Source organism: Cyanobium sp. ULC065, assembly GCF_977927515.1.
In genome coordinates this window covers 623,767-645,867 of the sequence record NZ_OZ376393.1, presented here as the reverse complement: position 1 = coordinate 645,867, position 22,101 = coordinate 623,767, and the positions used below count along the sequence as shown (strand labels likewise).

The following is a 22,101-nucleotide window of genomic DNA, read 5'->3' as shown; positions in this document are numbered from 1 at the left end:
CCTAGCGATCCAACGCGAGCAAAGACCCACGCAAGCCGCTGGTACCAGCGGGATTCAGGTGGTGTAGTCGGCGTTGATGCGCACGTATTGATCCGAGAGGTCGCAGCCCCAGGCCAGGCCGTGGCCGGGGCCGTCGCCCACCACCAGGCGGATGGTCACGGTGTCGTCTTCGAGATAGGCGCCGGCGGCGCGATCGGCCATGTAGCGGGAGGCGGCCGGGCGATCGAAGGGCAGGGGCTGGCCGGCGGCCATCAGCTGGTGCTCCCCCAGCCAGAGCGCCACGGCCTCGGGATCGAAGGGCACGTCGGCGCGGCCCGCCGCCGCCACGATGCGGCCCCAGTTCGGATCACGGCCGTGGATGGCGCACTTCACCAGCGAGGAGCCGCAGATGGTGCGGGCGATGGCGCGGGCGCCGGCCTCGCTGGCGGCCCCTTTCACCTGCACCTCGATCAGGCAGCTGGCGCCTTCGCCGTCGCGGGCGATCGCCCGGGCCAGGTGCTGCGACACCGCCGTGAGGCCGGCCTCCAGCGCCTCGTAGTGCTCGGGGCTCAGGGGTTCACCGGCGGCAAAGGCCAGGTACGTGTCGTTGGTGCTGGTGTCGCCGTCCACCGTGATCGCGTTGAAGGAGCGGTCGACCGCCCGCTGCACCATGCCCCGCCACAGCTCGGCCGGCACGCCGGCATCGCAGCTGAGATAGCCCAGCATGGTGGCCATGGCGGGGTGGATCATCCCAGAGCCTTTGGCCATACCGCCGAGGCGCACGCGCCGCCCGCCCAGGTTGGCCTCCAGGGCGATCTGCTTGTCGACCAGATCGGTGGTGAGGATCGCTGTGGCGGCGGCAGCGCCGCCCTCGGGGCTGAGGGCCGCCACCAGGGAATCGAGGCCCGCGATCAATGGGTCCATCGGGATTGGCACGCCGATCACCCCGGTGGAGCAGATCAGCACCTGCTCCGGCGCCAGCTCCAGCCGGGCGGCGAGGGCGGCGGTGGCGATGAGGCTGTCGGCCAGGCCGCGCGCGCCGGTGCAGGCGTTGGCCTGGCCTGAATTGGTGAGCACGGCGCGGGCCCGGCCGCCGCTGGCCGCCAGCCGCTGCTCACAGAGATCCACGCAGGCAGCGCGCACCCGGTTGGTGGTGAAGCTGCCGGCGCACACCGCCCCTGCCGGTGCCAGCAACAGGGAGAGATCAGGCTTGCCGGAGGCCTTCAGCCCGGCCGTGCTGCCCGCCGCCAGGAAACCGCTGGGGGCGGTGAGACCGCCGGGCACGGGCTGCCAGGGGGCGGGGATGCGGGTCATGGGACGCCGGGTGGAGCTGTTGCCATCTTCGGGGGCGGGAGGCAGCCAGCCGAGGGCGTGTGGCCTGGCCAAACCACTTGAGCACATGATGAAAAGCATGCAGCCACACTCTGGCCGGCATGAACTGGCATGAACTTGATTGGTTTTTGGTGCTAGCATGGTCCGCGGCCATATTATTTTGTTTCGACGCAGAAAGCGGGTGATCTGAGATTATATTCAGGTGGCGATTGAACGAAAACGAACGCTTTTGACATCTGATTGTGGCTGAACTTAGCGTGCTTCCGTTGAACTGCACTCAAGCGCGATGTGCCGGGTGCTTTCCGGAGAGAAAATGCCGTCGATCAAGGATTGTCCGATCGAGCAGTTCAACACTGAGCTCATCACTGCACACTTCACGATCGAAACAGTCAATTAATTTGATGGCACGAATGCGTAAGGATGGGCTGGCCGGTTTACAGCCTCGCTGGAAAGATGGCTATCCCCCAACTGGATGCCGGTGGGTTCACCGTTCAACTCTTCAAGCACATGCAGCGTCAGCTGACTGCTCGAGTTCCCCGAAGCGAGCCGTTGAGGGCCGGCGGGAGACCAACGCTCCAACGTCACCCTGCGACTTGAGGCCAGCCTGATGGCCACACACCAGCGCCGCATCGGCCTCACCGGCGGCATCGCCACGGGCAAGAGCACCGTGGCCCAGTTGCTGCAGGCCCGCTTCGCAGTGCCGGTGCTTGATGCTGACCTCTTCGCCAGGGAGGCGCTCGCTCCCGGAACCGCCGGCAGCCAAGCCGTGGTGGCACGCTTCGGCACCCAGGTGCTGGTGCCGCGGCTTGGCGAAGACGGCAGTGCCGAAGGTGCTGAAGGTGCCGCAGCGGATCCCGCTGAGACGCTCGATCGGCGGGCTCTCGGTCGGCTGGTGTTCAGCGATCCAGTGGAGCGCCGTTGGCTGGAAGGATTGGTGCACCCGCTGGTGCGCCAGCGCTTTACCAAGGAGCTGGCGGGCCTTGCCCAGGAACCGGCGGTGGTGCTGATGATCCCTCTCCTCTTCGAGGCCGGCCTGGAGTCGCTTTGCTCGGAAATCTGGTTGGTGGACTGTGAACCAGCCGAACAACGGGCACGTCTGCTGGCGCGCGATGGCACCACGGCTGCCGACGCCGACGCCAGGATCGCGGCCCAGTGGCCGCTGGAGCGCAAGCGCTCGCTTGCCGATGTGCTGATCGACAACCGCCAAGGGGCCGAAAGTCTGGCGAGCCAGCTGGGGCGGGCGCTCGGGCTGGAGGCGACGGGCGAAAGGCGCTAAGCCCTTGCTCGCCTGTGAAAACTGGCTGGAGCCGCAGCAGGCTGGAAGCGCTTAACGCCGGGTGGTGACGGAGGAGGCCGGCACGCGAGACGGCACGAGGTCACGCGAACGCGGGCGGGAAAACACCCCCATGACGCTTCGGCACCGCCGTGCGCTCGCAGGACGGCACTGGAGCGCGCCTAGCGCGAAGGCAAAGGCAAAGGCCAGCCCGGACACGCCAATCCGAATGCCGTTCTGTACCAGCTCGATGATCCCCTTCTGATCGGGGCCACGCAATTTCTGGTCCATCACCGCCTGGGTGCGGTCAAGGTTGCGCATGGTCTGGGTGCGTAGGGCCGCGATCGGCTGATCGAGCTGCTGATCGTTGATGGCCGGGCCTCGCAGCACCCGCATCTCCCGCTGCAGCTCCTGGGGCGTGGTGGCCTCACCGACAGCGCTGCGCAGGGCCACGAACGTGGCTTCGGTGCTGGCCCTGCGCTGGGCGAGCTGATCAGCATCTGCGGTGAACAGTGTCCAGAGAGCGGTGGCCTGCAGGGGGACCAGCAGGACGAAACCCAACGCCGCCGCCAGGGCCCGCTGCCGCGCCGTGGCTAATCGCAACGTGTAGCGGGAGCGCTCCGGATCGAGATGGGCCGCCCCATGCAGCAGCAGAAAGCCCACCAGAGCCAGGGGAGCGGCCTGGATCACACCGCCGACCACTCGCAACTGCCAGGTGGGATTGGTGGGATCGAGCGGCAGGAACAGCGTGAGGGCGCTGATCGCGAACACCACGAATAGACACGACGCGGCGCCATCCAGAACGGCGCTGACTGCAACCGGCTGCCCCGTTGGGCTGGGAAACGGGGTGGGGAGGCCGGGGAGGCCGGGGCGAGCGGTGGTCACGTGGGGTTCGCTGCGGTGATTCGTGAAAGGGCCGGCGGGTGCTGCTCCCCAGAGGGCGGAAACGCCGTGGAGTCGACGGCTGGCCTTCAGGCGTGAACCGAGAGACCCACTTTCATGGATCTTTCAGGACATGGGCCGCCCGAGGAGGGCTGCAGTTGGGCAATGACCGCAAGAGTGGGCCAATCGCCAGGAAACATACATGATTTTCTCAGACTTTACAAACCCTTTCATCATGCGTTGCCTCAGGCCGGACCATGGCGAGCCAGCCAGAGGGGAGGCGAGCTGTGACTCAGCGTCGTGGCGGGGGAGGCCCTCCTACCGGAGGTGGCACGCCACGGCACCTGAGCGGCGACTCCATCAGCCACCAGCGCTCAGCACGCCTGAAGGAACAGCCGACGCAACTGGCTCTGCGACTAGAGGCGGGCGTTCATTACATCAGTCCGCTCAGCATGTAACCGCCGAGAGATCCGTAGTCATCGAAGCCCGTGCTGTTGGGGCCGGCAAAGCTGCCCTCCCCCACACCATCCACGCGGACAAAATACGTGCCAGCCGATAGGTTTAGATCAGTAAAAGCCGCGCCTTTGCTGTTGGTTGGCGATGACGTGAACGCCACGGTGCCGTCGCTCCTGAGAATGTCCATCTGTAAGTTGAGGCCGCTTACGTCGTCGGTCGCGCCGTAGGCAATCTGCGATTGAGGGGAAGAAGCGACAGCACCAGCGGGATCAACCCGAAGACTGAGCGGCCCGCCGTTCCATTGGATCCTGAAAATGTCCACATCAGTTCTGGTGCCGATGGTGCCAGACACAAACCGACCGTCACCCACGCTGCGAGTTGGCAGGGTGCTGGTGATCGAGTCGGCGAAATCGTCAGGCCTGGCGCCAAGGCGAGCGGTCAGGGCAGCCACTTCGTCAACGGTGTTGGAGGCGCCGCGGCCGTTCCTGAAATAGTCGCCTTTGCTCCACTGCGGAAACACATTCACGCCGACCGGGGCTTTCCCCATGAGCGGAAACCAGCGGTTGCCGGCTGCCGTGGCATGGCCGTCGTAATACTCCTCAGCCGCTTGCGTGCTGGAGGCCAGAAGCCCTTTGTGCCGCAAGTCAAGCGTGTGGCCGATTTCGTGAGCGGCGAAAAAGCCTACGGTGCTGACGGTGAGCGACGAGATTGCCGCGTTCCGTGGGTTTGTGTTCCACTGAACGGCGGCGATAGGGTTGCTGGTTGTGCTTCTGAATGAGTTCGACAGGGCAATTCCAGGCACGCCAGAGAGGCCAAGGCCATTCCTGGTCATGGTTGCCCCGACCAGCAACCTCCCGGCATAGGGCCCGGCGCCGGGGAATGGATTGGGGTCCGTCGTGAACCTGACGTTGAACGGGGCATAGGCGCTGTCGAGAGCCTCAAGCACTTGGCGGCGCTGATCCAGCGTGTAACCGCTGTTTGTCGTTGCATACCGGGACGAAGTTGTGACTTCAGTCGGCCCCGTTACGTGGCCGTCAAAATCGACGTGAACCCAGGGGATCCCTGCGGTGATGCTGTTGCCCGATGGGCGAGCAGTTGTCAATGTGTCGGGGTTGGTGAGCCAGGCGCTGAAACGCTGGTCGTGGCTGGCGCGAGTGTCGAAAGCTGCAGGCATGGCTAATCAGATGATGCTTTTCGTGAAAGGGCCGGAGGGTGCTGCACCCCTGAGGGCGGAAACGCCGTGGAGTCGACGGCTGGCCTTCAGGCGTGAACCGAGAGACCCGCTCTCATGGATTTTTCAGGACATGGGCCGCCCGAGGAGGGCTGCAGCCCGGCAATGGCCGGAAGACTGTGCCAATCGACACCAAACATACACGGTCTTCTCAGGTTTTACAAAGTCTTTCCTCATGCGTTGCTTCAAGCCGGACCATGGCGAGCCAGCAAGAGGGGAAGCGAGCTGTGATTCAGCGCCGTGGCGGGGGAGGCCCTACTACCGGAGGTGGCACGCCACGGCACCTGGCCGGCGGCTCCATCAGCCACCAGCGCTCAGCACGCCTGAAGGAACAGCCGACGCGACTGGCGGTGCGGCTAGAAGAGCCGTTGGACCCCAACTCCAGCGGCTCAGCGGCTCAGCAGGACATCAGGCCCAGCAAGGCTCAAGGCTCAAGGCTCAGCGCAAAGCAGCCCCAGCGACCCAGAAGACTCTCCCCCTCTGGCGGTGGACGCAGGGAGTGTCCAGGCCCGAAACACTCAGCGAGGCTTCAGGCTCGGACCTCAGCCGTTCAGCTTGGCGATCAGGATCTGGTTGGCGAGCTTGGGGTCGGCCTTGCCGCCGGTGCGCTTCATCAGCTGCCCCACGAAGAAGCCCTGCAGTTTGTTCTTGCCGCCACGGAAGGCAGCCACTTCCTCGGGATGGGCCGCCAGCAGCTCCTCCACGATCGCCGTGATCGCCGCCGGGTCACTGATCATGCCGAGGCCCCGTTCGGCCACGATCGCCTTGGTGGAGCCGCCCTTCTCCAGCAGCTCCGGCAACAGTTCCTTGGCGATCTTGCCGCTGATCACCCCGGATTCGATCAGCTGAACCATCTCAGCCAGCTGCTCCGGCTTGAGCGGCAGCTCCGCCAGCGAGAGGCGGTTGGCATTCACATAGGCGGCGATGTCGCCGGTGACCCAGTTGGCCACGCCTTTGGGATCGGCGCCGGCCGCCACCGCCGCTTCGAAGTATTCGGCCATGCCCCGCTCTTCGGTCAGCACGCGGGCGTCGTAAATCGACAGCCCCAGCTGCTCGGCGTAGCGGTGACGCTTGGCGGCCGGCAGCTCGGGCAGTTCGGCCCGCCAGGCTTCGCGCCGCGCCGGAGTGACCTCGATCGGGCCGAGATCGGGCTCGGGGAAGTAGCGGTAGTCGCTGCTGCCCTCCTTGCTGCGCATGCTCTTGGTGAGCTGCTTGCTCTCATCCCACAGCCGCGTTTCCTGGTGGATCGGCTCACCGGCCTCGATCGCCTTGATCTGGCGCGCGATCTCGTAATCGCAGGCTTTCTGAATGGCGGAGAAGGAGTTCATGTTCTTGATCTCCACCTTCACACCGAACGGTTCATCAGGCCCGCGGCGCACGGAGATGTTGACGTCGCAGCGCAGCGAACCTTCCTGCATGTTGCCGTCGCTGACGCCGAGATAGCGCATGATCCGGCGGATCTCAGAGGCGTACTCCGCCGCCTCCCGGCCGGTGCGCAGATCGGGCTTGCTGACGATCTCGGCAAGCGCCACCCCGGCGCGGTTGTAATCCACCAAGGAGTGGGTGCTGCCCGCCAGACGGTCGCTGCCGGCGTGCACGAGCTTGCCGGCATCTTCCTCCATGTGCAGACGTTCGATGCCGATCGTCTTCAGGTAGGTGTCCTTGCCCTTCTCGGCCACTTCCACCTCGATCCAGCCGTTTTCGGCGATCGGCTGATCGAACTGGGAGATCTGGTAGTTCTTCGGCAGATCGGGATAGAAATACTGCTTGCGGTCAAACTTGCTGTGCTCGGCCACCTGCAGGTTGAGCGCCAGGGACGCCTTCACCGCATACTCCAGCACCTTCTCATTGAGCACCGGCAGCGTGCCCGGCAGGCCCAGCACGACAGGGTCGATGTGGGTGTTGGGGTCGTCGCCGAAGCTGGTGGAGGCGGCCGTGAAGATCTTGCTGGCGGTGCCGAGCTGCACGTGGGTTTCCAGGCCGATCACGGCCTCCCAGGGTCCGGTTGCTTCAGCGTGTGCCGTCCCATCAGCCACCATGAGCCCATCGCCTGCCAATCAGGGCCGATCCTATGGAACTGGTTGCAACGATCCACCAGTTCGTCTGGGACCTCCTGGTGGACTGGGTGTGCTTCGTGGCGGTGTTCCTCTGCCTGGGGCTCAACTTCGCGCCCTGGCGGCTGATTCCCTTCGGCCTGCGCCAGCTCTGGCGGGCCCTGCGCCACCCCGGCCCCGCCCCTGGGGCTGCAGAGGGCGAGCTGGACAGCTGGAGCGCCTTTCTGGTGACCCTGGGCGGCACCGTGGGGATCGGCAACATCACCGGCGTGGCCCTGGGGATCAGCCTGGGCGGGCCCGGGGTGCTGGCCTGGCTGTGGGCGGTGTCGCTGGTGGGCATGGCCCTCAAGTTTGCGGAGACGGTTCTGGCCGTCCAGTTCCGCCGCCCCCTGGCCGATGGCAGCGTGCTGGCGGGGCCGATGCTCACCATCCGCCGCGGCCTGCACCGGCGCTGGCGCTGGCTGGCGACGGTGTTCGCAGCGATGACCGTGGTCTCCGCCTTCGGTTCCTCCAACGGCCTGCAGGTGCGCCAGCTGGCCCGGGTGATGGCCCTCGACCTGGGCAGTCCGCCCCTGCTCACCGGCCTGGTGGTGGGCCTGGCCACAGCGGCGGTGATCAGTGGCGGACTGAAACGCGTCGCCCGCGTGGCCGTGGTGCTGGTGCCGCTGATGGTGCTGGGCTACGGCCTGGCCATGGCGGTGCTGCTGCTGGACCACCTCGACCAGCTGAAGCAGGTGCTCGTACAGGTGCTGGACGGAGCCCTCGCCCCCAGCGCCATCGCCGGCGGCAGCGTGGCGGTGACGGTGAGTGCCGCCGTGCGCCTGGCGGTGTTCTCCAATGAGGCCGGCACCGGCAGCGCCGCCATCGTGCAGGCCACCGCCTGGCCCGCCGATCCGCTCCGCCAGGGCACGGTGGCCATGCTGGGAAACCTGGTGGACACCGCCGTCTGCAGCGCAATCGGCCTGCTGGTGATCGCCAGCGGCGCCTACCGCAGCGGCGGCGATCCGTTCAGCGTGGTGAACGCCGCCATGACCTGGGCACGCCCCGGCTCACTCTGGATCAGCCATCTGGCGCTGGTGCTGTTCGCCTTCAGCACCATCCTCACCGCCAGCGTCGTGGCGGAGCGCTGTCTGGTGTTTCTTACAGGCCTGCGCTGGCGGCCACTGTTCCGCGGCTGCTGGTGCGGCGCCCTGGTGCTGCTGGCCCCCGGCAGCGGCGATGGACTCTGGCAGGTGGCCGAACTGCTGGAGGCCCTGGTGGTGCTGCCCAACCTGCTCTGCCTGCTGCTGCTCTCCCCGTTCCTGTTCCACTGGTTCGCCGCGCTGCCAGCGCCGCTGCCCCCAACCCGCACCCCTGGGCACCACCCATGACCGCACCAGAGCCGATCGCCGCCGGCCTGCAGATTCCGCTGCATGGCGTGCTCGCCGCCATCGCCGTGACCTACCTGGCCACCCTGGTGGCCAGCCGGCTGGCCCTGCAGCTGCGGGTGCCTGCCATCCTCGGCATCCTGGTGCTGGGCGTCGCCATCCAGCCCAGCGCCGGACTACTGACGGTGCAGGCGGTGGAGGCCCTGCACACCGTGACCCTGAGCATGCTGCTGTTCGTGGCCGGGCTCAACTCCGACACCCAGCACATCCGGGGCTTCCTGGGCTACGGCGTGCTGCTGGCGGTGGGCGGCGTGGCCGTGTCGTCGCTGCTGCTCGGAGGCCTGATCTGGGCGGTGTTCCATGGTCTGGGCCAACCCATTCCCCTGAGCGTGGCGCTGCTGGTGGCAGCCTGCCTCGGCTCCACCGACGCCGGCGCCACCCTCAGCGTGCTGCGGGCGGTGCAGAACCGCATTCCGGTGCGGGTGCGCTCACTGCTGGAGTTCGAATCGTCGGTGAACGATCCCGCGGCGATCCTGTTCCTGTTTCTGATCGTGGGGCTCACCGGCCAGGGGGGCAGCGAAGGTGGAGCCCTGCTGGATCAGCTCCAGGGCTTTATCAAGAGCGTGGGCAGCGGCATTCTGGTGGGCCTGATTCTCACCTATCTGGCCCAGTACGCGCTGAATCACCTGATCACCAGCAAGGACCAGATCCTGGTGGTGGGCATCTCCATCGCCCTGGCTTCCTACGGCTTCGCCACCCTGCTGGAGGGCTCCGGCTTCATCGCCACCTACGTGACGGGTCTGTTTCTGGCCAACAACATCTACGAGAACAAGCTGATCACGCCGGAACTGCTCGAGCACAGCCTGGAGCCCTTCAACACCACCATGCAGATCACGGTGTTTCTGCTGTTCGGTGTGCTGATCGATGCCAGCAGCCTCCCCGGCGCCGCCCTGCCCGGAGCGCTGGTGGCCCTCGGACTGATGCTGCTGGCCCGGCCATTGAGCGTGTGGGTGTTTCAGCCCTGGTCGCCCTTCGACTGGCAGGCAGGCGTGTTGATCGCCTGGTGCGGACTGCGCGGGGCGGTGCCGATCGCCCTGGGCTACAGCGTGACCCAGGCCCTGCCCTCCCTGCCCGGCATCCCCGCCGCCGAGCTGCCCCGGCTGGAGGATCTGGTGGAGGGACTGATCTTCGTGGTGGTGTTCCTCAACCTCAGCCTGCAGGGCCTGAGCCTGCCCTGGCTGTGCCGCCGGCTGGAACACTAGATAGCTGTGCGATCTCCCCGCCCAGCCATGCCGGCAGCGGCCAGCGACCCACTCCTGATCCTCGGCGGCGGCCTGATCGGCCTGGCCGTCGCCCATCAATGTGCCCGTCAGGGTCTGGCGGTGAAGGTGCTCAGCCGCCGGCGCAGCGAGGCGGCCGGCTTCGTGGCCGCCGGCATGCTCGCCCCCCATGCCGAGGGGCTCAGCGGCCCGCTGCTCGCCCTCGGCCAGGCCAGCCTGGAGCAAATTCCGACCTGGGTGGCCCAGATCGAAGCCGACAGCGGCCTGCGCTGCGGCCTGCGTGCCTGCGGCATCGTGGTGCCCTTCCGTTCCGTCGGTGAGCGCGACACCTACCCAACGGCCGCGCTGGGGGAAGCGCTCGATCGCACGCGGCTGGAGGCGGAGGTGCCCGGCATCGGACCCAGCTTCCAGGCCGGCCTGTTGTTCGCCCAGGACGGCCAGATCGACAACCGCCGCCAGCTGATGCGGGCCCTGGAGCGCGCCTGCGTGGAGCGGGGTGTGACCTTCGAGGAGGGCGCCGAGGTGCTGGAACTGCTGCACGATCGCCGCCTCACCGGCGTGCGACTGCGGGGCGCCGACGGGGAGGAGCGGCGCCTGGCCTGCCAGCAGGCGGTGCTGGCCTGCGGCGCCTGGAGCGCCGACCTGCTGCCCGCGCTTCCGGTCCATCCGGTCAAAGGGCAGATGCTGTCGCTGCAGGGACCGCGCCAGGCGCTGCGGCGGGTGGTGTTCGGCCCCGGCACCTACCTGGTGCCGCGTGACGACGGCCTGGTGGTGGTGGGGGCCACCGCCGAGCCGCAGGCAGGCTTTGCGGACGGGCTGACGCCGCGGGGGCAGCGCCAGCTGGAGGACAACCTGGCCGCCCTGCTGCCGGCCGCCGCCGGCTGGCCGCCGATGGAGCGCTGGTGGGGGTTCCGGCCCGGCACCCCGGACGAGGCGCCTTTGCTGGGGGCCGGCCCGATCGAGGGGGTGTGGCTGGCCACCGGCCACTACCGCAACGGCGTGCTGCTGGCCGCGATCACCGCCGAGCTGCTGGTGCCGCTGCTGCTGGGCTCCACCGCGGTGCCGGAACTGCTGGCCCCCTTCCGCTGGGACCGGGCTTTTGCGGGTGGCCGCGCAGATCAGCCGCCGACTTCCGCAGGGCGCACCGCCGGGCCAAGGGTGTAGATCGGCAGCGCCTCCATCCCCTTCACCGGGCGTTCCCCCAGCCCCTGGACCGGCAGCACCTCCGCCACCAGATCGGCGGTGGCCTGATCGAACAGCAGGCCGGCGTCCACTTGGCGGGTGAGCCCCTCCAGGCGGCTGGCCAGGTTGACCGTGTCGCCGATCACGGTGAATTCGAGCCGCTGGGGGCTGCCGATCTGGCCCACGATCACCGCGCCGCTGGCGAGGCCGATGCCGCTGGCAAAGGGCGGCAGGCCCTCTTCGGCCCAGCGGGCGTTGAGCTGCGCCAGTGCGGCCTTCATGGCGGTGGCGCAGCGCAGGGCCGCCAGGGCTTCCGCCTGCGGGCCCCGGCTGAGCGGCGCGCCGAACACCGCCATCACCGCATCGCCAATGAACTTGTCGATGGTGCCGCCGTGGGCGGTGATCACCTCCACCATGGCGCCGAGATAGCGGTTGAGCTGCTGGACATGCAGCTCGATCTCGCCGTTGCTGCTGCGCAGGCGGGTGAGCTGGGTGAAGCCCTTGAGGTCGGAGAACAGCACGGTGACCGGCCGCAGCCGGCCGCGCAGCATGCCATCGGCCGCCGCCGGATCGGCCAGGATCTCGGCCACCACACTGGGAGCCACGTAGCGCTCGAAGGTGCGCCTCAGGCGCCGCCGTTCCCGCTCCTCGCGCAGGTAGGCGTCGCCGCCGTAGAGCAAGCCCAGCAGCACCAGGCCGCTGACCGGCGCCAGCAGCGGCAGCCAGCGGTAAGCGCGGGCGAGCAGCACCGCCCCCGCCGTCAGCTGCACCACCAGCACCACACCCAGGGCCAGGAGCCGCCAGCGCAGCGCCGCCACCCGCAACGCCGCCAGCGCCACCAGCAGCACCGGCAAGGCCGCCAGCAACGCCCGGGCCAGGGGGGCTTCCGGCCACGGAGCCAGCCCATCGCCCTGCAGGGAGTTGGCCGTGGCGGTAGCCAGCAGCTCCAACCCTGACAGGTTGCCGAACGGGGTGGCATTGCCTCCTTCCCCTTGCGACACCACCGGCCCCACCAGCACCAGGGCGCCCTGCACGGCAGCGCGGCGAGGATGGCGGCGCCAGCGCTCCGGGTCAAGCACCTCCCAGGCGGAAAGGCGCAGGAAGGTGCCTTCCGGGCCGTAGACGTTGAGGGCGCGGTGCTGGTCGGGTTGCAGGCTCGGCCGCCCCAGCAGCCGAAGCGCGGTGCCAGCCAAAGAGGGAAAGGGCTCCACCCCATTGGCCGGCAGCAGGCCGCGGCCATAGGCCTCGGGGTGGAAGGCCGGCGCCCCCTCCTGCTGGGGCAGAACATTGGTGAGCCCAAGCTGGGCGGGGCCGCCGATCGCAGCCAGGAAGGCTTCTGGGCGCACCAGGGTGAGGCCGCTGCCTGCTTCCGGGTCCTGCGGTTCGAGCATCTCCGCCGCGAGTGCCACACGCCCGCGCTGCTTCTCCAGCAGGCGGTTCATGGCCCGGTCGTCGCCGGGGCCCTGGCTGCTGGGGCCGGCGAACACCACATTGATCGCCACACCGGCCGCGCCTGCCTCCAAAAGCCGCTCGGCCAACAGGCCATAGGCGGTGCGGGGCCAGGGCAGGGTGCCGATGCCGCGGGCCCAGGGGGGGATGGTGGCGCGGTTCTGGCTCACGAACCAGCCACCCTGCTGCAGCGTGGCGTCATCGATCGCCACCACCACCACCGCCGCCGGTGGCTGGCGCGGACCGCGCCACAGCACCAGCTGTTGCTCAATCGAGCGCTCCCAGGCGCGCCAGCGGCCCGGTGGCCACCCCCCCAAGGCCCCCACCGCCAGCACGAGCGCCAGCGACAGCAACGGCAGCCGCCGGGTGCTCAGCTTCATCGCCCCACCATGCCGGCCGCCCTAGCGGTGCCGGCCGGCATGGTGGGGTGGGCAGTCGCGGCAGACGGCCGGGTCCCCACTAGAACAACCGCGGCAGACCGAAACTCGGGATCGACGGGACCGGCACTGGCGCGGAGGGCAGCGACACCCCGGGCACGTACGAGCGGATGTAGCTCTCGAGTGACCCGATCGCCGGCAGGGGTGTGGCGAAGCCCTGAAAGAGCGGTCCGTTGATCAGGGAGCCGTAATCACCGCTGGTGAGCCGCAGCAGGGCGAGCACCACACCGGCGGGCGAGAGGCGCAGGCGTTCACCCGCGTTCACGGTGGTGGGTGCGGCGCCGGTCGGCGTGCCGTCCCGGAGCGCTTCCACCTCCACCGAGCCCTCCAGCACCGAGAGCTCTGCGATGCCGTCGTCGTCGACCTGAAGCACATAGTTGGTGCCGCGCACGCTCAGCCGTGAGGAGCGGGTGCAGCCGCTCTGCGGGCCGGAGACGAGCACCTGGCCCTTGCTGAGCAGGAAGCAGGTGCTGCCAAGCCGCAGCTGGGAGAAGCGGTTGAGCCGTCCGGCGGCGCCGGAGGCGAAACCGAGCTGGGCGCGGCTGTTCTTCGTGCTGATCTCCTGCGGCGTGATGGCGGTCTGCTTCACCTTTGCCTGACGGTCGTCGATGTAGAGCTCCTTGCCATCAAGAATCTCCCGCACCGTGGCCTTCTCGTTGGCGCGCACAGGGGAGCTCGACAGAGCCAGACCCGCCCCAGCCGCCAGGCTCAGCAGGGCGGCTGGGCGCAGCAGAGAATTCAGGCTCAGCCGAGCGGCCAGGAGATCACCGGCGGAAGCAGCAAGAGCGGGCATGGCGAATCCTGAATCAGACGAAGCGAACGGCGCCGTCAATCTCCCGCGCCCGGATCAGGCAACGGAAAAGGGCCATCCAGACATTCTGGACCGTTTACCCGCCCGCACACACCCCGCAGGCCGAACACCTCGAGCGGCTGGGGCCAGCCCTTGAGCGTGTGCGCCCCCAGAGGCACCACATCCAGCTCACCGGGCAGCAGGGCCAGCAGCTCCCCACTGATCAGGATCGGCTGCTCGGGATAGCGGCGGGTGAGCCCCTCCAGCCGGCTGGCCACGTTGACAGTGGCCCCCACCACGGTGAACTCCAGCCGCTGTGCCGCGCCGAGATTGCCGGCGGTCACCTCGCCCACGTGCAGACCGATGCCATGGCGCAGCGGCGGCCGGCCCACCGCCGCCAGCTCCCGGTTGAGCGCCTGCAGGCCGCTCTGCATCGCCAGCGCCGCCCGCACCGCCGCGCGGGCCTCCTCGCGATCGCCGCGGCTGCGGGGCACGCCGAATTCCGCCATCACCGCATCACCAATGAACTTGTCGAGCAGGCCCTGCTCCGCCAGCACGGCGCTGGCCATCACTTCGAAGTAGCGGTTGAGCAGGGTGAAGAGCTCGGTGGCGGGCATGTCGACACTCAGCGAGGTGAACCCCACCAGATCGCTGAACAGCACCACGCAGCGGGCGCGGCTGCCGCCGACCTGGGTCCAGATCGGGCCGGGGTTGCGAAGGATGTCGTGCAGCAGGGCGGGCGACACACGCCGCGACAGCAACTGGTGGAGGTAGGCCCGTTCGCGGCCCTCCACCAGCACCTGCCCCACCGCCAGTAGTCCCCCTCCCGCCACCGTGGCCAGCAGCAGGGCAGCCAGGGGCAACCGCAGCAGCGCTCCTGCCCAGAGCCCCCAGCCGGCCAGCAGCGCCATCGCGATCATCACCAACGTGATCAGCAGGCTGTGACCAGCGGTGCTGCTGCGGCTGAGCCACCACCAGGCGCCGATCCCCCAGAACAGCAGCAGCCCCGCCTCAATCGGCAATGGGAGCGTGTGCAGCCCCTGGCCTGAGAGGGCGTTGGCGATCGCCACTCCCAGCACCTCGGTGCCGCTCTGGGGACCGAAGGGAGTTTCCTGCTGATCCCCCAACTCCGGGGTGGTGGCGCCGAACAGCACCGTGCGGCCGCGCCAGAAGCCGGGGGGAGTGTCAAGCACCTGCCAGGCGGGCACCCGAGCCAGGCTGCCGGAGGGGCCGATGTAATTCAGGCCCATCGGGGCCCGAGGCAGCGGCCGGTCGTTGACCAGAAAGGCCATCGGGCGCGGGTGGGGCAGCGGGAAACCGGCCAGGTGCTGGTCGAGCCAGGCCTGCCCGGGCACAGCCTCCGCCATCCCCTGCGGGGACTGGAGCAGGACCGTCAGCCCGGGTGCCCCGAGGCCATGCAGCGGCTTTGCCAGGACCACCTGCGCCACCCCCTGCCGTTCAGTGCGCCCGTAGCGGACGGCCAGATGCACCCGTTCGCGCCAGGGCGCCAGAGCCGCCTGGAAGGCCGCGTCATCGGCCGGCCCGAACGGGCTGGGCTGGCTGTATTCAATGTTGACGAGCACTCTGGCCGCCCCCTGCTCCAGCACCCTGGCGATCACCTGCGCCTGCAGGGCCCTTCGCCAGGGCCAGGGGCCCATCTCCCGCCACAGCGGCGACGCAGCCCGGTCGGCCGGCCTGAGCAGGGCCGCGAGTTGGAGCGATTCAGCATCGATGGCCAGCAGCACTGGATCCGGAGGAGCCGGGCGGGTGCCGCGCAACCGGAACCAGAGCGCGGCGATCTGGCCATCGGCCAGCTGCAGGGCCTGGCCTGCGGGTGTGAGCGGCTCATGATCGAGGCCAGCCAGCAGGGGCAAGGCCAAGGCGAGCCACCAGAGCCTCCGCCACCGACCCGGCCCGAGCAGCCTCAACGGTCGAGGCCTAGCTCGCGCTCGATCACCGGCAAGGTTGCCATTGGGGCGGAGAAGCCATTCATCAGCACACTGGTGCGGCGGCGCACGCGCGCCTCCTCAACGCTGAGCCGGCGGGGGCCCACCCAAGTGCCTGTGGTGGTGGCGGTGAGGATCTCTCCACTATTGAGAGTGAAGCGGCGGCCATCGCTGGCGCTCACCTGCACGGTTCCTTCCCAGCTCAGAAAATGAACTTCGCTGGGAAAATCCTCGATGAACACCGTGGTGCCCTGAATCGAGGCCGTTCCCACCCGGGTGCGAACCCTGAGGGGAAGGAGGCGGGTCCCGTCCGGATCGATCCAGGCAATGATCTGGCCGCGCTTCAGGGAGGGGCCGCCCGGATCGAGCCGCAGCAGGGCATCACCGCCGAGGCGGAAACTGCTGCCATCCGCCAGCTGCACCTGCATCCGACCTGGGCGCTGGGTGCGGATCTCCGTGCGGGAAGGCAGCACCTGGCCCGCGTTGGCCTTCTGCTCCGTTCGGCCGGGAGGCTTGATGAAGGCGGGTCGCTCCGCCACATCGATCACCCGGGGCAATTGCACGGTGGCCGGGGCCCCGCCGGAAAGGCCTAACACCGCCACCAGCGACGCACCGGTGAAAACAACTGCGGCGTCAGCCAGGCTGGCGGAGCGCGGCATCAAGCTCGCTGTTACGGCCCTCAGGATGAAGGCTCAGGGCTCGACGCGCCACACCTGATCGGCCGGCGTCCAATCGCTGAGCTCGGAGGCTTCGAACCAGAGGCCAATCTCGAAAGCGGCGGTTTCCGCCGCATCAGAGCCATGAATCACGTTGCGGCCGATGTTCACGGCCAGATCGCCGCGGATCGTGCCCGGCTCCGCCTCCAGGGGCTTGGTGGCGCCGATCAACTTGCGGGCACTGGCGATCACACCATCGCCCTCCCATACCATCGCCACCACAGGGCCGCTGGTGATGAAAGCCACCAGGCCGGCGAAGAAGGGCCGTTCCCGGTGCACGCCGTAATGGCTCTCCGCCAGTTCCCGGCTGGGCACCAGCTGCTTGAGGCCCACCAGCTTGAAGCCCTTGCGCTCGAAGCGCCCCAGGATCTCGCCCACCAGCCCGCGCTGCACCCCGTCCGGTTTGATCGCGAGGAAGGTGCGTTCGGTGGCCATGGCAGTTGCTCTGGGGAATGGGGCCATCGTCCGCGCTGGGGCTGCCGCTTGGCAAGCAACCCCGATGCGGGCGGGCGCCATGGCATCGGCTGGACCTGTTTCTGCTGAGGTACCGAGCCCCAGCGGGGCCGGCGCTCGGCCTGCAGCGGGTGGTGGGCAGAGGAGGCGCCCGGGACGGGGGCGTGGCAGCGTACTCGGCTGGGAGCTGACGCCTGCGACGCCTTGAACCTGGCCTGTTTCCGCTGACTAAGCTGCCTTGGGCCGCTTTTTTCCAGCCCCGTGCCCATGCCTGCTGAAACCGTTGCCGCCGCTCCGTCGGGCCTGGCCTGGAGCGTGGCCGACAGCAGCCGCCTGTACGGCCTGGAAGCCTGGGGAGATCCCTATTTCACCGTGAGCGCCCGCGGCCACGTGATCGTGCAGCCCCGCGGCGAGCGCGGCGGCTCGCTCGATCTGGTGGAGCTGGTGCAGGAGCTGCGGGGGCGCAACCTCAGCCTGCCGCTGCTGATCCGCTTCGACGACATCCTCGAGGACCGCCTCGAGCGGCTGCACGGCGCCTTCGAGCGCGCCATCGCCCAGTACGACTACGCCGGCCGCTATCAGGGCGTGTTTCCGGTGAAGTGCAACCAGCAGCGCCACGTGGTGGAGCAGCTGGTGGAAAGCGGCCGGCAGTGGCATTTCGGCCTGGAGGCCGGCAGCAAGGCGGAGCTGCTGATCGCGCTCTCGCTGGTGAACGATCCCCAGGCGCTGCTGATCTGCAACGGCTACAAGGATCAGCGCTACATCGAGACGGCGATCCTGGCCCGGCGGCTCGGCCGGCAGCCGGTGGTGGTGATCGAGCAGGCCGATGAGGTGGAGCGGATCATCAGCGCCAGCCGCGACTTGGGCGCGGCGCCGCTGATCGGCATTCGCGCCAAGCTGGCCACCCGCAGCACCGGCCGCTGGGGCAGTTCGGTGGGCGAGAAGGCCAAGTTCGGCCTGTCGGTGCCCGACCTGCTGGCCACGGTGGAGGCCCTGCGCGCCGCCGGCCTGCTGGGCGAGCTGCGCCTGCTGCACTTCCACGTGGGCAGCCAGATCAACGACATCGCCGTGCTCAAGGACGCCCTCCAGGAGGCGGGGCAGATCTATGCCGCGCTCACCCGGCTGGGGGCACCGATGGGCTATCTGGATGTGGGCGGCGGCCTGGGCGTCGACTACGACGGCAGCCGTACCGCCACGGCCGCCTCCAAGAACTACTCGCTGCAGAACTACGCCAACGACGTGGTGGCCACCGTGCGGGAGTGCTGCGACAGCGCGGGCATCGCCGTGCCGACGCTGGTGAGCGAGAGCGGCCGGGCCCTCGCCAGCCACTTCTCGGTGCTGGTGTTCGACGTGCTGGGGGCCAGCGGCCTTCCCGGTGCCGTGCCGGCGGCCAGTGGCGAGGAGGCCCTGATCCTGCGCAACCTGCGTGACACCCATGCGGGGATCGAGGCGGTGGCGGCCGCGGACCCCGCGGCGATCGCCCTGGCCCTGGAGCGGTTACAGGAGGCCTGGAACGACGCCCTCAAGTTCAAGGACGACGCGATGGCGGCCTTTCGCCTCGGCTACCTGGGCCTGCCGGAGCGGGGCCTGGCCGAGCAGCTCACCTGGGCCTGCTGCCAGGCGATCGCCGAACGGCTGGCCCTGCTGCCGCCTGAAACGCCGATTCCCCAGGAGCTGCGCACCTTGCCGGCGGCCCTGGCCTCCACCTATTACGCCAACCTCTCGGTGTTCCGCTCGGCGCCTGACACCTGGGCGATCGATCAGCTGTTCCCCGTGATGCCGCTGCAACGGCTGGACGAGCGACCGGGCCGGCTGGGCAGCTTCGCCGATCTCACCTGCGATTCCGACGGCAAGCTGGCCCGCTTCATCGACCGGGGCCAGGTGAAGACCCTGCTGGAACTGCACCCGCTGCGGCCCGGTGAGCCCTACTGGATCGGCCTGTTCCTGGCCGGTGCCTACCAGGAGGTGATGGGCAACCTGCACAACCTGTTCGGCAGCACCGATGCCGTGCACATCCGCCTGGCGCCCGGTGGCGGCTACCGGGTGGATCACGTGGTGCGCGGCGACACCAATGCCGAGGTGCTGCAGGCGATGGAGCACGACCCCCAGCTGCTGCTGGAGCGGCTGCGCATGGCCAGCGAGACGGCGATCGCCCAGGGGCAGCTGGGCATCGGCGATGCCCGCCGCCTGATGGATCACCTGGAAACCAGCCTGCGGCAAACCACCTACCTGCAGGCGCGCTGAAGCGCCTGCGCGTGTTCGCGGGCGGCTGCGCTTTCTCTCAGCGAACCAGGCACTGGCCGGTTCAGGAGAGCGCCAACCTGGCAGCGATATGCACGGCGCTGAACGCCCAGAGCAACTTGCAGAGCAAGTGAAGGGTCTGGTCGATGCCAAGCCTGTAGAAGCCCGCGCATTTCCCCCAGTCGATCAGGGCATGCACCAGCCACTCGGCCACACCCAACCAGACGATTCCAGTGAGGAGGGCCACCAGAAAGCCATGGACGCCGGCGTGGGCGGTGAGCCACCACGACCAGGGGAGGGTGTGATCCCGGCCCCTGCATTTCTCCACTGCCATGCGATCGCTCTGGAGGGCGAAATCACCGACGAAGTGCCCCATCGCCAGCAACAGAAACAGCTCCAGACCCGAGAGGCTGTGCGCAAGGCCCGACAGCATGGCTGGCTCCGTCATCGCTACAGAAAATCAGCATGACGGAGCCAGCGGGCGCAGCCTGTGGCGCGCTGAGCAGGCGCAGCCCCTGGCGCGTTCAGCGGGCGCAGAAAGTGGCCTGCAGCGCCAGCCGATCCACGGGTCCGGGCAATTCGGCCGGATCGAAGCCCACGCTCTCGGCGGCCACGGCCTTCATCAGCATGGGGCGCATGCCGCCTTCAAGCACCACGCTCAAGGGGGTGACCGTGCGCAGGCCAATCGCGTCGGCCAGATCCCGCGCCTGGGTGAGGGCGTCCTGGTAGGCCCCCTTGAGCAGCTGGCGCCGGGCGGCCGCATCACCGCCCGCCGACGGCTGGGTGTTCACCGGCGCCAGCTGCACCCCCGGCAGCCCGCCCACCTGGCGGATCAGCGCCTGCAGCCGGGCCGGGGCGAGCTCGCCACTCACCTGCAGCCGGGCCTGGATCGCGGCCGGCTGCTGCTTGGTGGCCGGCCGCGACCAGGTGGTGGGCGAAGTGACCTCCAGCTCGCTCACCTGCAACGCCTGCAGGGCGGTGCGCACGGCCGCCAGTCGCGTCTGGAGCTGGCCCAGGGCGGCATCGTTGCCGGGAGCTTCTGACTGCAGCTCCAGGGAGAAGCGCAAGCGGTCGGCAGCCCGCTTCAGCTCGGCGCTGCCCCGCACCTCCAGCGTGGTGCCGTCGCAGCGAAGCGGCTGCGCCTGCGCCAGGGCCGGCCGCGCCAGCAGCAGGCAGGCGGGCAACAGGCAGGCCGGCAGGCAGGCAGCGGTGGTGAGAGCGGAGAGGGCGCGACGCATCGCAGGGCTTTCAGTGGGGCAGGGCGCTCACGCCCCTCTGAAGCTTGGGGCCTGAACGGCTGTTTGCCGCCTCCAGACGCATGGGGTCAGATCTTCGTGGTGCCCCGCCGGCATGACCCCTAGGGTGCTGCCGGCAGGCCCGCTCCTCGCGGGGCTGCACTCTCCGCCACCGCCCTCTCCCCATGCATCCGCTGCAGGTGTGGCTGATCGCCATCAGCAGCCTGGCCCTGCTGCTGATGGCCCGCAATCTCTGCAGAGCGGGGCGCTGGCCGGCCTTTCCCCTGCAGCTGCCGGTGGTGGCCACGGTGGTGTGGGCGATCAGCCGCTCGCTGTCGCCGCTGGTGCTGCCGCTGGGCTACCGGCCCTGGTTCGCCCTGCTCGATGAGCTGGTGTTGATCTATGCCGCGATCCGGCTGCTGCTGTGGGTGGGCCTGGAGGTGCCGGCGGCCCTGAAGCTGTGGAACCGGCCACCGGAAATCCTGCTGCAGCTGCTGATGCTGACCAGCGGCACGGTGGCCACCGTGGTGGTGTTCAAGGAACTGGCCCGCTTCGACCTGCTCGGCCTGGTGACCACCTCGGCCGTGCTCACCGCCATGATCGGCCTGGCGGCCCAGGAACCGCTCAAGGATCTGTTCGCCGGCCTGGAACTGCAGCTCGATGAGCACTTCCAGCAGGGGGATTTCATCTGGCTCGAAGATGGCACCGCCGGCGTGATCGTGGAGATCAACTGGCGGGACACCTGCCTGCGGGATCTCACCGGCACCCTGGTGATCGTTCCCAACACCAAGATCACCTCCGAGGTGGTGCGCAACCATGGCGCCTTCGGCTTCATGGGCAACCGTTTCAGCATCGGCCTCGATTACGCCTTCCCCACCACCCAGGCCAAGCAGCTGCTGCTGGAGAGCGTGCGTCAGCATCCGCGCGTGCTGGCGGAGCCGGAGCCGATCGTGTGGGTGAAGGAATTCGCCGACAGCGCGATTCTCTACGACATCGTGGTGTATCAGGCTCCCGGTGGTCTGGCCGCTCAGCTGTCGCTGCGGAGCGATCTGCTCGAACAGATCTGGTACCGGCTCGAGCGCGCAGGGCAGAGCATTCCCTATCCCGTGCGCGAGCTGCGCCGCCAGGCTCCGCAGGTGAAGACGAGCCAGCCGGTGAGCAGCGCCGAAGCGGAGCGCAGGCGCCTGCTGGCACTCAATCCACTCTTCAAAGCACTCAATGAGGAAGAGATTGATCGCCTCGCCAGCCACATCCGCTGCGTGCGCTATGCGGCGGCAGAGGTGATCGTGCGCGAAGGGGATCGGGGTGGGGCGATGTATCAGGTGGTGGAGGGGAGTGTGGATGTGTGGAAGCAAAAATCTGGGGAAGCGCCGATTCACGTGGCCAGCCTGGAGGCGGGGGCCCTGTTCGGCGAAATGGCGATGCTCACCGACAGCACGCGCAGTGCCACGGTGCAGGCTCAGGAGGAATGCCTGCTGCTGGAGGTGAACCGCGAGCACATCGGTCCGCTGCTGCAGGACAACCCAGAACTGATGGAGCGGCTGGCGCAGCTGGTAAGCGGCCGCCGGGCCGAGCTGGAGGGGCTGGAGCTGGCGAGCCGGCTGGCCCAGCAGAACCAGTTGCTGCGCGCGATGCAGCAGCTCTTCACCACGCTGGGCTTCACCGCAGAACGCCCGGAAGCGGCTGCCGTTGATGCAGCCGCAGACCGTGCCGAAGCGGGCCGTGCCCAATCAACGGTGGGCGAACGCAGTGGAACAGCCGATGGAGCAGGAGGTGGAGCGGCCGATCGCCCCTGAGA

Annotated in this window: 17 protein-coding genes; 6 read left to right on the top strand and 11 right to left on the bottom strand. The window is 68.6% G+C overall.

Annotation, left to right across the window (positions count from 1 at the left end; all coding sequences use genetic code 11):
• Positions 1-54 precede the first annotated feature (54 nt).
• A complete protein-coding gene (gene argJ / locus ACXMDP_RS02985) occupies positions 55-1,293 on the bottom strand; it encodes a bifunctional glutamate N-acetyltransferase/amino-acid acetyltransferase ArgJ (RefSeq protein WP_259730162.1) in 1,239 nt (412 codons plus the stop codon).
• A 625-nt stretch (positions 1,294-1,918) separates the two neighbouring features.
• On the opposite strand from argJ, the gene coaE reads away from it, so the two are divergent.
• Positions 1,919-2,587, top strand: a complete 669-nt coding sequence (coaE, locus tag ACXMDP_RS02980; protein ID WP_259730161.1) for a dephospho-CoA kinase — start codon at positions 1,919-1,921, stop codon at positions 2,585-2,587.
• A gap of 51 nt (positions 2,588-2,638) precedes the next feature.
• On the opposite strand, the gene ACXMDP_RS02975 is transcribed toward coaE, so the two are convergent.
• The 3 genes from ACXMDP_RS02975 to gatB all read right to left on the bottom strand — a co-directional run bounded on the left by ACXMDP_RS02975 (position 2,639) and on the right by gatB (position 7,192).
• Positions 2,639-3,469: an HpsJ family protein gene (locus ACXMDP_RS02975; protein ID WP_259730160.1), complete on the bottom strand. Its 831-nt coding sequence runs from the start codon at positions 3,467-3,469 to the stop codon at positions 2,639-2,641.
• A gap of 430 nt (positions 3,470-3,899) precedes the next feature.
• Positions 3,900-5,096, bottom strand: coding sequence for a zinc metalloprotease (locus tag ACXMDP_RS02970; protein WP_259730159.1), 1,197 nt, complete (start codon positions 5,094-5,096; stop codon positions 3,900-3,902).
• Between the two features lie 599 nt (positions 5,097-5,695).
• Positions 5,696-7,192, bottom strand: a complete 1,497-nt coding sequence (gene gatB, locus ACXMDP_RS02965) for an Asp-tRNA(Asn)/Glu-tRNA(Gln) amidotransferase subunit GatB (RefSeq protein ID WP_094512113.1) — start codon at positions 7,190-7,192, stop codon at positions 5,696-5,698.
• Positions 7,193-7,224: 32 nt separating this feature from the next.
• Here gatB and ACXMDP_RS02960 point away from each other — a divergent pair, with 32 nt between their 5' ends.
• The 3 genes from ACXMDP_RS02960 to ACXMDP_RS02950 are packed head-to-tail and all read left to right on the top strand — an operon-like array spanning position 7,225 to position 11,018.
• Positions 7,225-8,577: an alanine/glycine:cation symporter family protein gene (locus ACXMDP_RS02960; protein WP_259730158.1), complete on the top strand. Its 1,353-nt coding sequence runs from the start codon at positions 7,225-7,227 to the stop codon at positions 8,575-8,577.
• Complete coding sequence (locus ACXMDP_RS02955) at positions 8,574-9,836, top strand: cation:proton antiporter domain-containing protein (RefSeq protein WP_259730157.1); 1,263 nt, start codon at positions 8,574-8,576, stop codon at positions 9,834-9,836. The genes ACXMDP_RS02960 and ACXMDP_RS02955 overlap by 4 nt, the downstream gene beginning before the upstream one ends.
• Before the next feature lie 27 nt (positions 9,837-9,863).
• Positions 9,864-11,018, top strand: coding sequence for an FAD-dependent oxidoreductase (locus ACXMDP_RS02950; protein ID WP_259730156.1), 1,155 nt, complete (start codon positions 9,864-9,866; stop codon positions 11,016-11,018).
• Here the strand turns inward: ACXMDP_RS02950 and ACXMDP_RS02945 are convergent.
• The 5 genes from ACXMDP_RS02945 to ndk all read right to left on the bottom strand — a co-directional run bounded on the left by ACXMDP_RS02945 (position 10,973) and on the right by ndk (position 16,809).
• A complete protein-coding gene (locus ACXMDP_RS02945; RefSeq protein WP_259730155.1) occupies positions 10,973-12,865 on the bottom strand; it encodes an adenylate/guanylate cyclase domain-containing protein in 1,893 nt (630 codons plus the stop codon). The two genes, ACXMDP_RS02950 and ACXMDP_RS02945, sit on opposite strands and share 46 nt — an antisense overlap.
• A gap of 79 nt (positions 12,866-12,944) precedes the next feature.
• Complete coding sequence (locus ACXMDP_RS02940) at positions 12,945-13,715, bottom strand: FecR family protein (protein ID WP_259730154.1); 771 nt, start codon at positions 13,713-13,715, stop codon at positions 12,945-12,947.
• Between the two features lie 35 nt (positions 13,716-13,750).
• A complete protein-coding gene (locus tag ACXMDP_RS02935; protein ID WP_457767065.1) occupies positions 13,751-15,592 on the bottom strand; it encodes a CHASE2 domain-containing protein in 1,842 nt (613 codons plus the stop codon).
• Positions 15,593-15,636: 44 nt separating this feature from the next.
• A complete protein-coding gene (locus ACXMDP_RS02930) occupies positions 15,637-16,317 on the bottom strand; it encodes a FecR family protein (protein WP_259730152.1) in 681 nt (226 codons plus the stop codon).
• Positions 16,318-16,350: 33 nt separating this feature from the next.
• Positions 16,351-16,809 carry a nucleoside-diphosphate kinase gene (gene ndk, locus ACXMDP_RS02925; RefSeq protein WP_259730151.1) on the bottom strand — a complete coding sequence of 153 codons (459 nt, stop codon included), beginning with the start codon at positions 16,807-16,809 and terminating at the stop codon, positions 16,351-16,353.
• 285 nt (positions 16,810-17,094) lie between these two features.
• On the opposite strand from ndk, the gene speA reads away from it, so the two are divergent.
• Positions 17,095-19,071 (top strand): biosynthetic arginine decarboxylase, encoded by a 1,977-nt coding sequence (gene speA, locus ACXMDP_RS02920; protein WP_255141632.1) that lies wholly within the window; start codon positions 17,095-17,097, stop codon positions 19,069-19,071.
• 61 nt (positions 19,072-19,132) lie between these two features.
• On the opposite strand, the gene ACXMDP_RS02915 is transcribed toward speA, so the two are convergent.
• Together ACXMDP_RS02915 and ACXMDP_RS02910 are read right to left on the bottom strand one after the other, a co-directional pair.
• On the bottom strand, positions 19,133-19,516 hold the full coding sequence (locus tag ACXMDP_RS02915; RefSeq protein WP_311134143.1) for a DUF3307 domain-containing protein: 384 nt from the start codon (positions 19,514-19,516) through the stop codon (positions 19,133-19,135).
• Between the two features lie 76 nt (positions 19,517-19,592).
• Complete coding sequence (locus ACXMDP_RS02910) at positions 19,593-20,306, bottom strand: SIMPL domain-containing protein (RefSeq protein WP_259730150.1); 714 nt, start codon at positions 20,304-20,306, stop codon at positions 19,593-19,595.
• A 182-nt stretch (positions 20,307-20,488) separates the two neighbouring features.
• Between ACXMDP_RS02910 and ACXMDP_RS02905 the strand changes: the two genes are divergently transcribed.
• Positions 20,489-22,099 carry a mechanosensitive ion channel family protein gene (locus ACXMDP_RS02905; protein ID WP_259730149.1) on the top strand — a complete coding sequence of 537 codons (1,611 nt, stop codon included), beginning with the start codon at positions 20,489-20,491 and terminating at the stop codon, positions 22,097-22,099.
• The last annotated feature ends 2 nt before the right edge of the window (positions 22,100-22,101 follow it).

Coding starts and splice junctions, on each gene's coding strand:
- ACXMDP_RS02960 (WP_259730158.1), top strand. CDS start 7,225: ATGGAACTGGTTGCAACGATCCACCAGTTCGTCTGGGACCTCCTGGTG.
- speA (WP_255141632.1), top strand. CDS start 17,095: ATGCCTGCTGAAACCGTTGCCGCCGCTCCGTCGGGCCTGGCCTGGAGC.
- ACXMDP_RS02945 (WP_259730155.1), bottom strand. CDS start 12,865: ATGAAGCTGAGCACCCGGCGGCTGCCGTTGCTGTCGCTGGCGCTCGTG.
- ACXMDP_RS02955 (WP_259730157.1), top strand. CDS start 8,574: ATGACCGCACCAGAGCCGATCGCCGCCGGCCTGCAGATTCCGCTGCAT.
- gatB (WP_094512113.1), bottom strand. CDS start 7,192: ATGGTGGCTGATGGGACGGCACACGCTGAAGCAACCGGACCCTGGGAG.
- ACXMDP_RS02930 (WP_259730152.1), bottom strand. CDS start 16,317: ATGCCGCGCTCCGCCAGCCTGGCTGACGCCGCAGTTGTTTTCACCGGT.
- ACXMDP_RS02940 (WP_259730154.1), bottom strand. CDS start 13,715: ATGCCCGCTCTTGCTGCTTCCGCCGGTGATCTCCTGGCCGCTCGGCTG.
- ndk (WP_259730151.1), bottom strand. CDS start 16,809: ATGGCCACCGAACGCACCTTCCTCGCGATCAAACCGGACGGGGTGCAG.
- argJ (WP_259730162.1), bottom strand. CDS start 1,293: ATGACCCGCATCCCCGCCCCCTGGCAGCCCGTGCCCGGCGGTCTCACC.
- ACXMDP_RS02970 (WP_259730159.1), bottom strand. CDS start 5,096: ATGCCTGCAGCTTTCGACACTCGCGCCAGCCACGACCAGCGTTTCAGC.
- ACXMDP_RS02915 (WP_311134143.1), bottom strand. CDS start 19,516: ATGACGGAGCCAGCCATGCTGTCGGGCCTTGCGCACAGCCTCTCGGGT.
- coaE (WP_259730161.1), top strand. CDS start 1,919: ATGGCCACACACCAGCGCCGCATCGGCCTCACCGGCGGCATCGCCACG.
- ACXMDP_RS02910 (WP_259730150.1), bottom strand. CDS start 20,306: ATGCGTCGCGCCCTCTCCGCTCTCACCACCGCTGCCTGCCTGCCGGCC.
- ACXMDP_RS02950 (WP_259730156.1), top strand. CDS start 9,864: ATGCCGGCAGCGGCCAGCGACCCACTCCTGATCCTCGGCGGCGGCCTG.
- ACXMDP_RS02905 (WP_259730149.1), top strand. CDS start 20,489: ATGCATCCGCTGCAGGTGTGGCTGATCGCCATCAGCAGCCTGGCCCTG.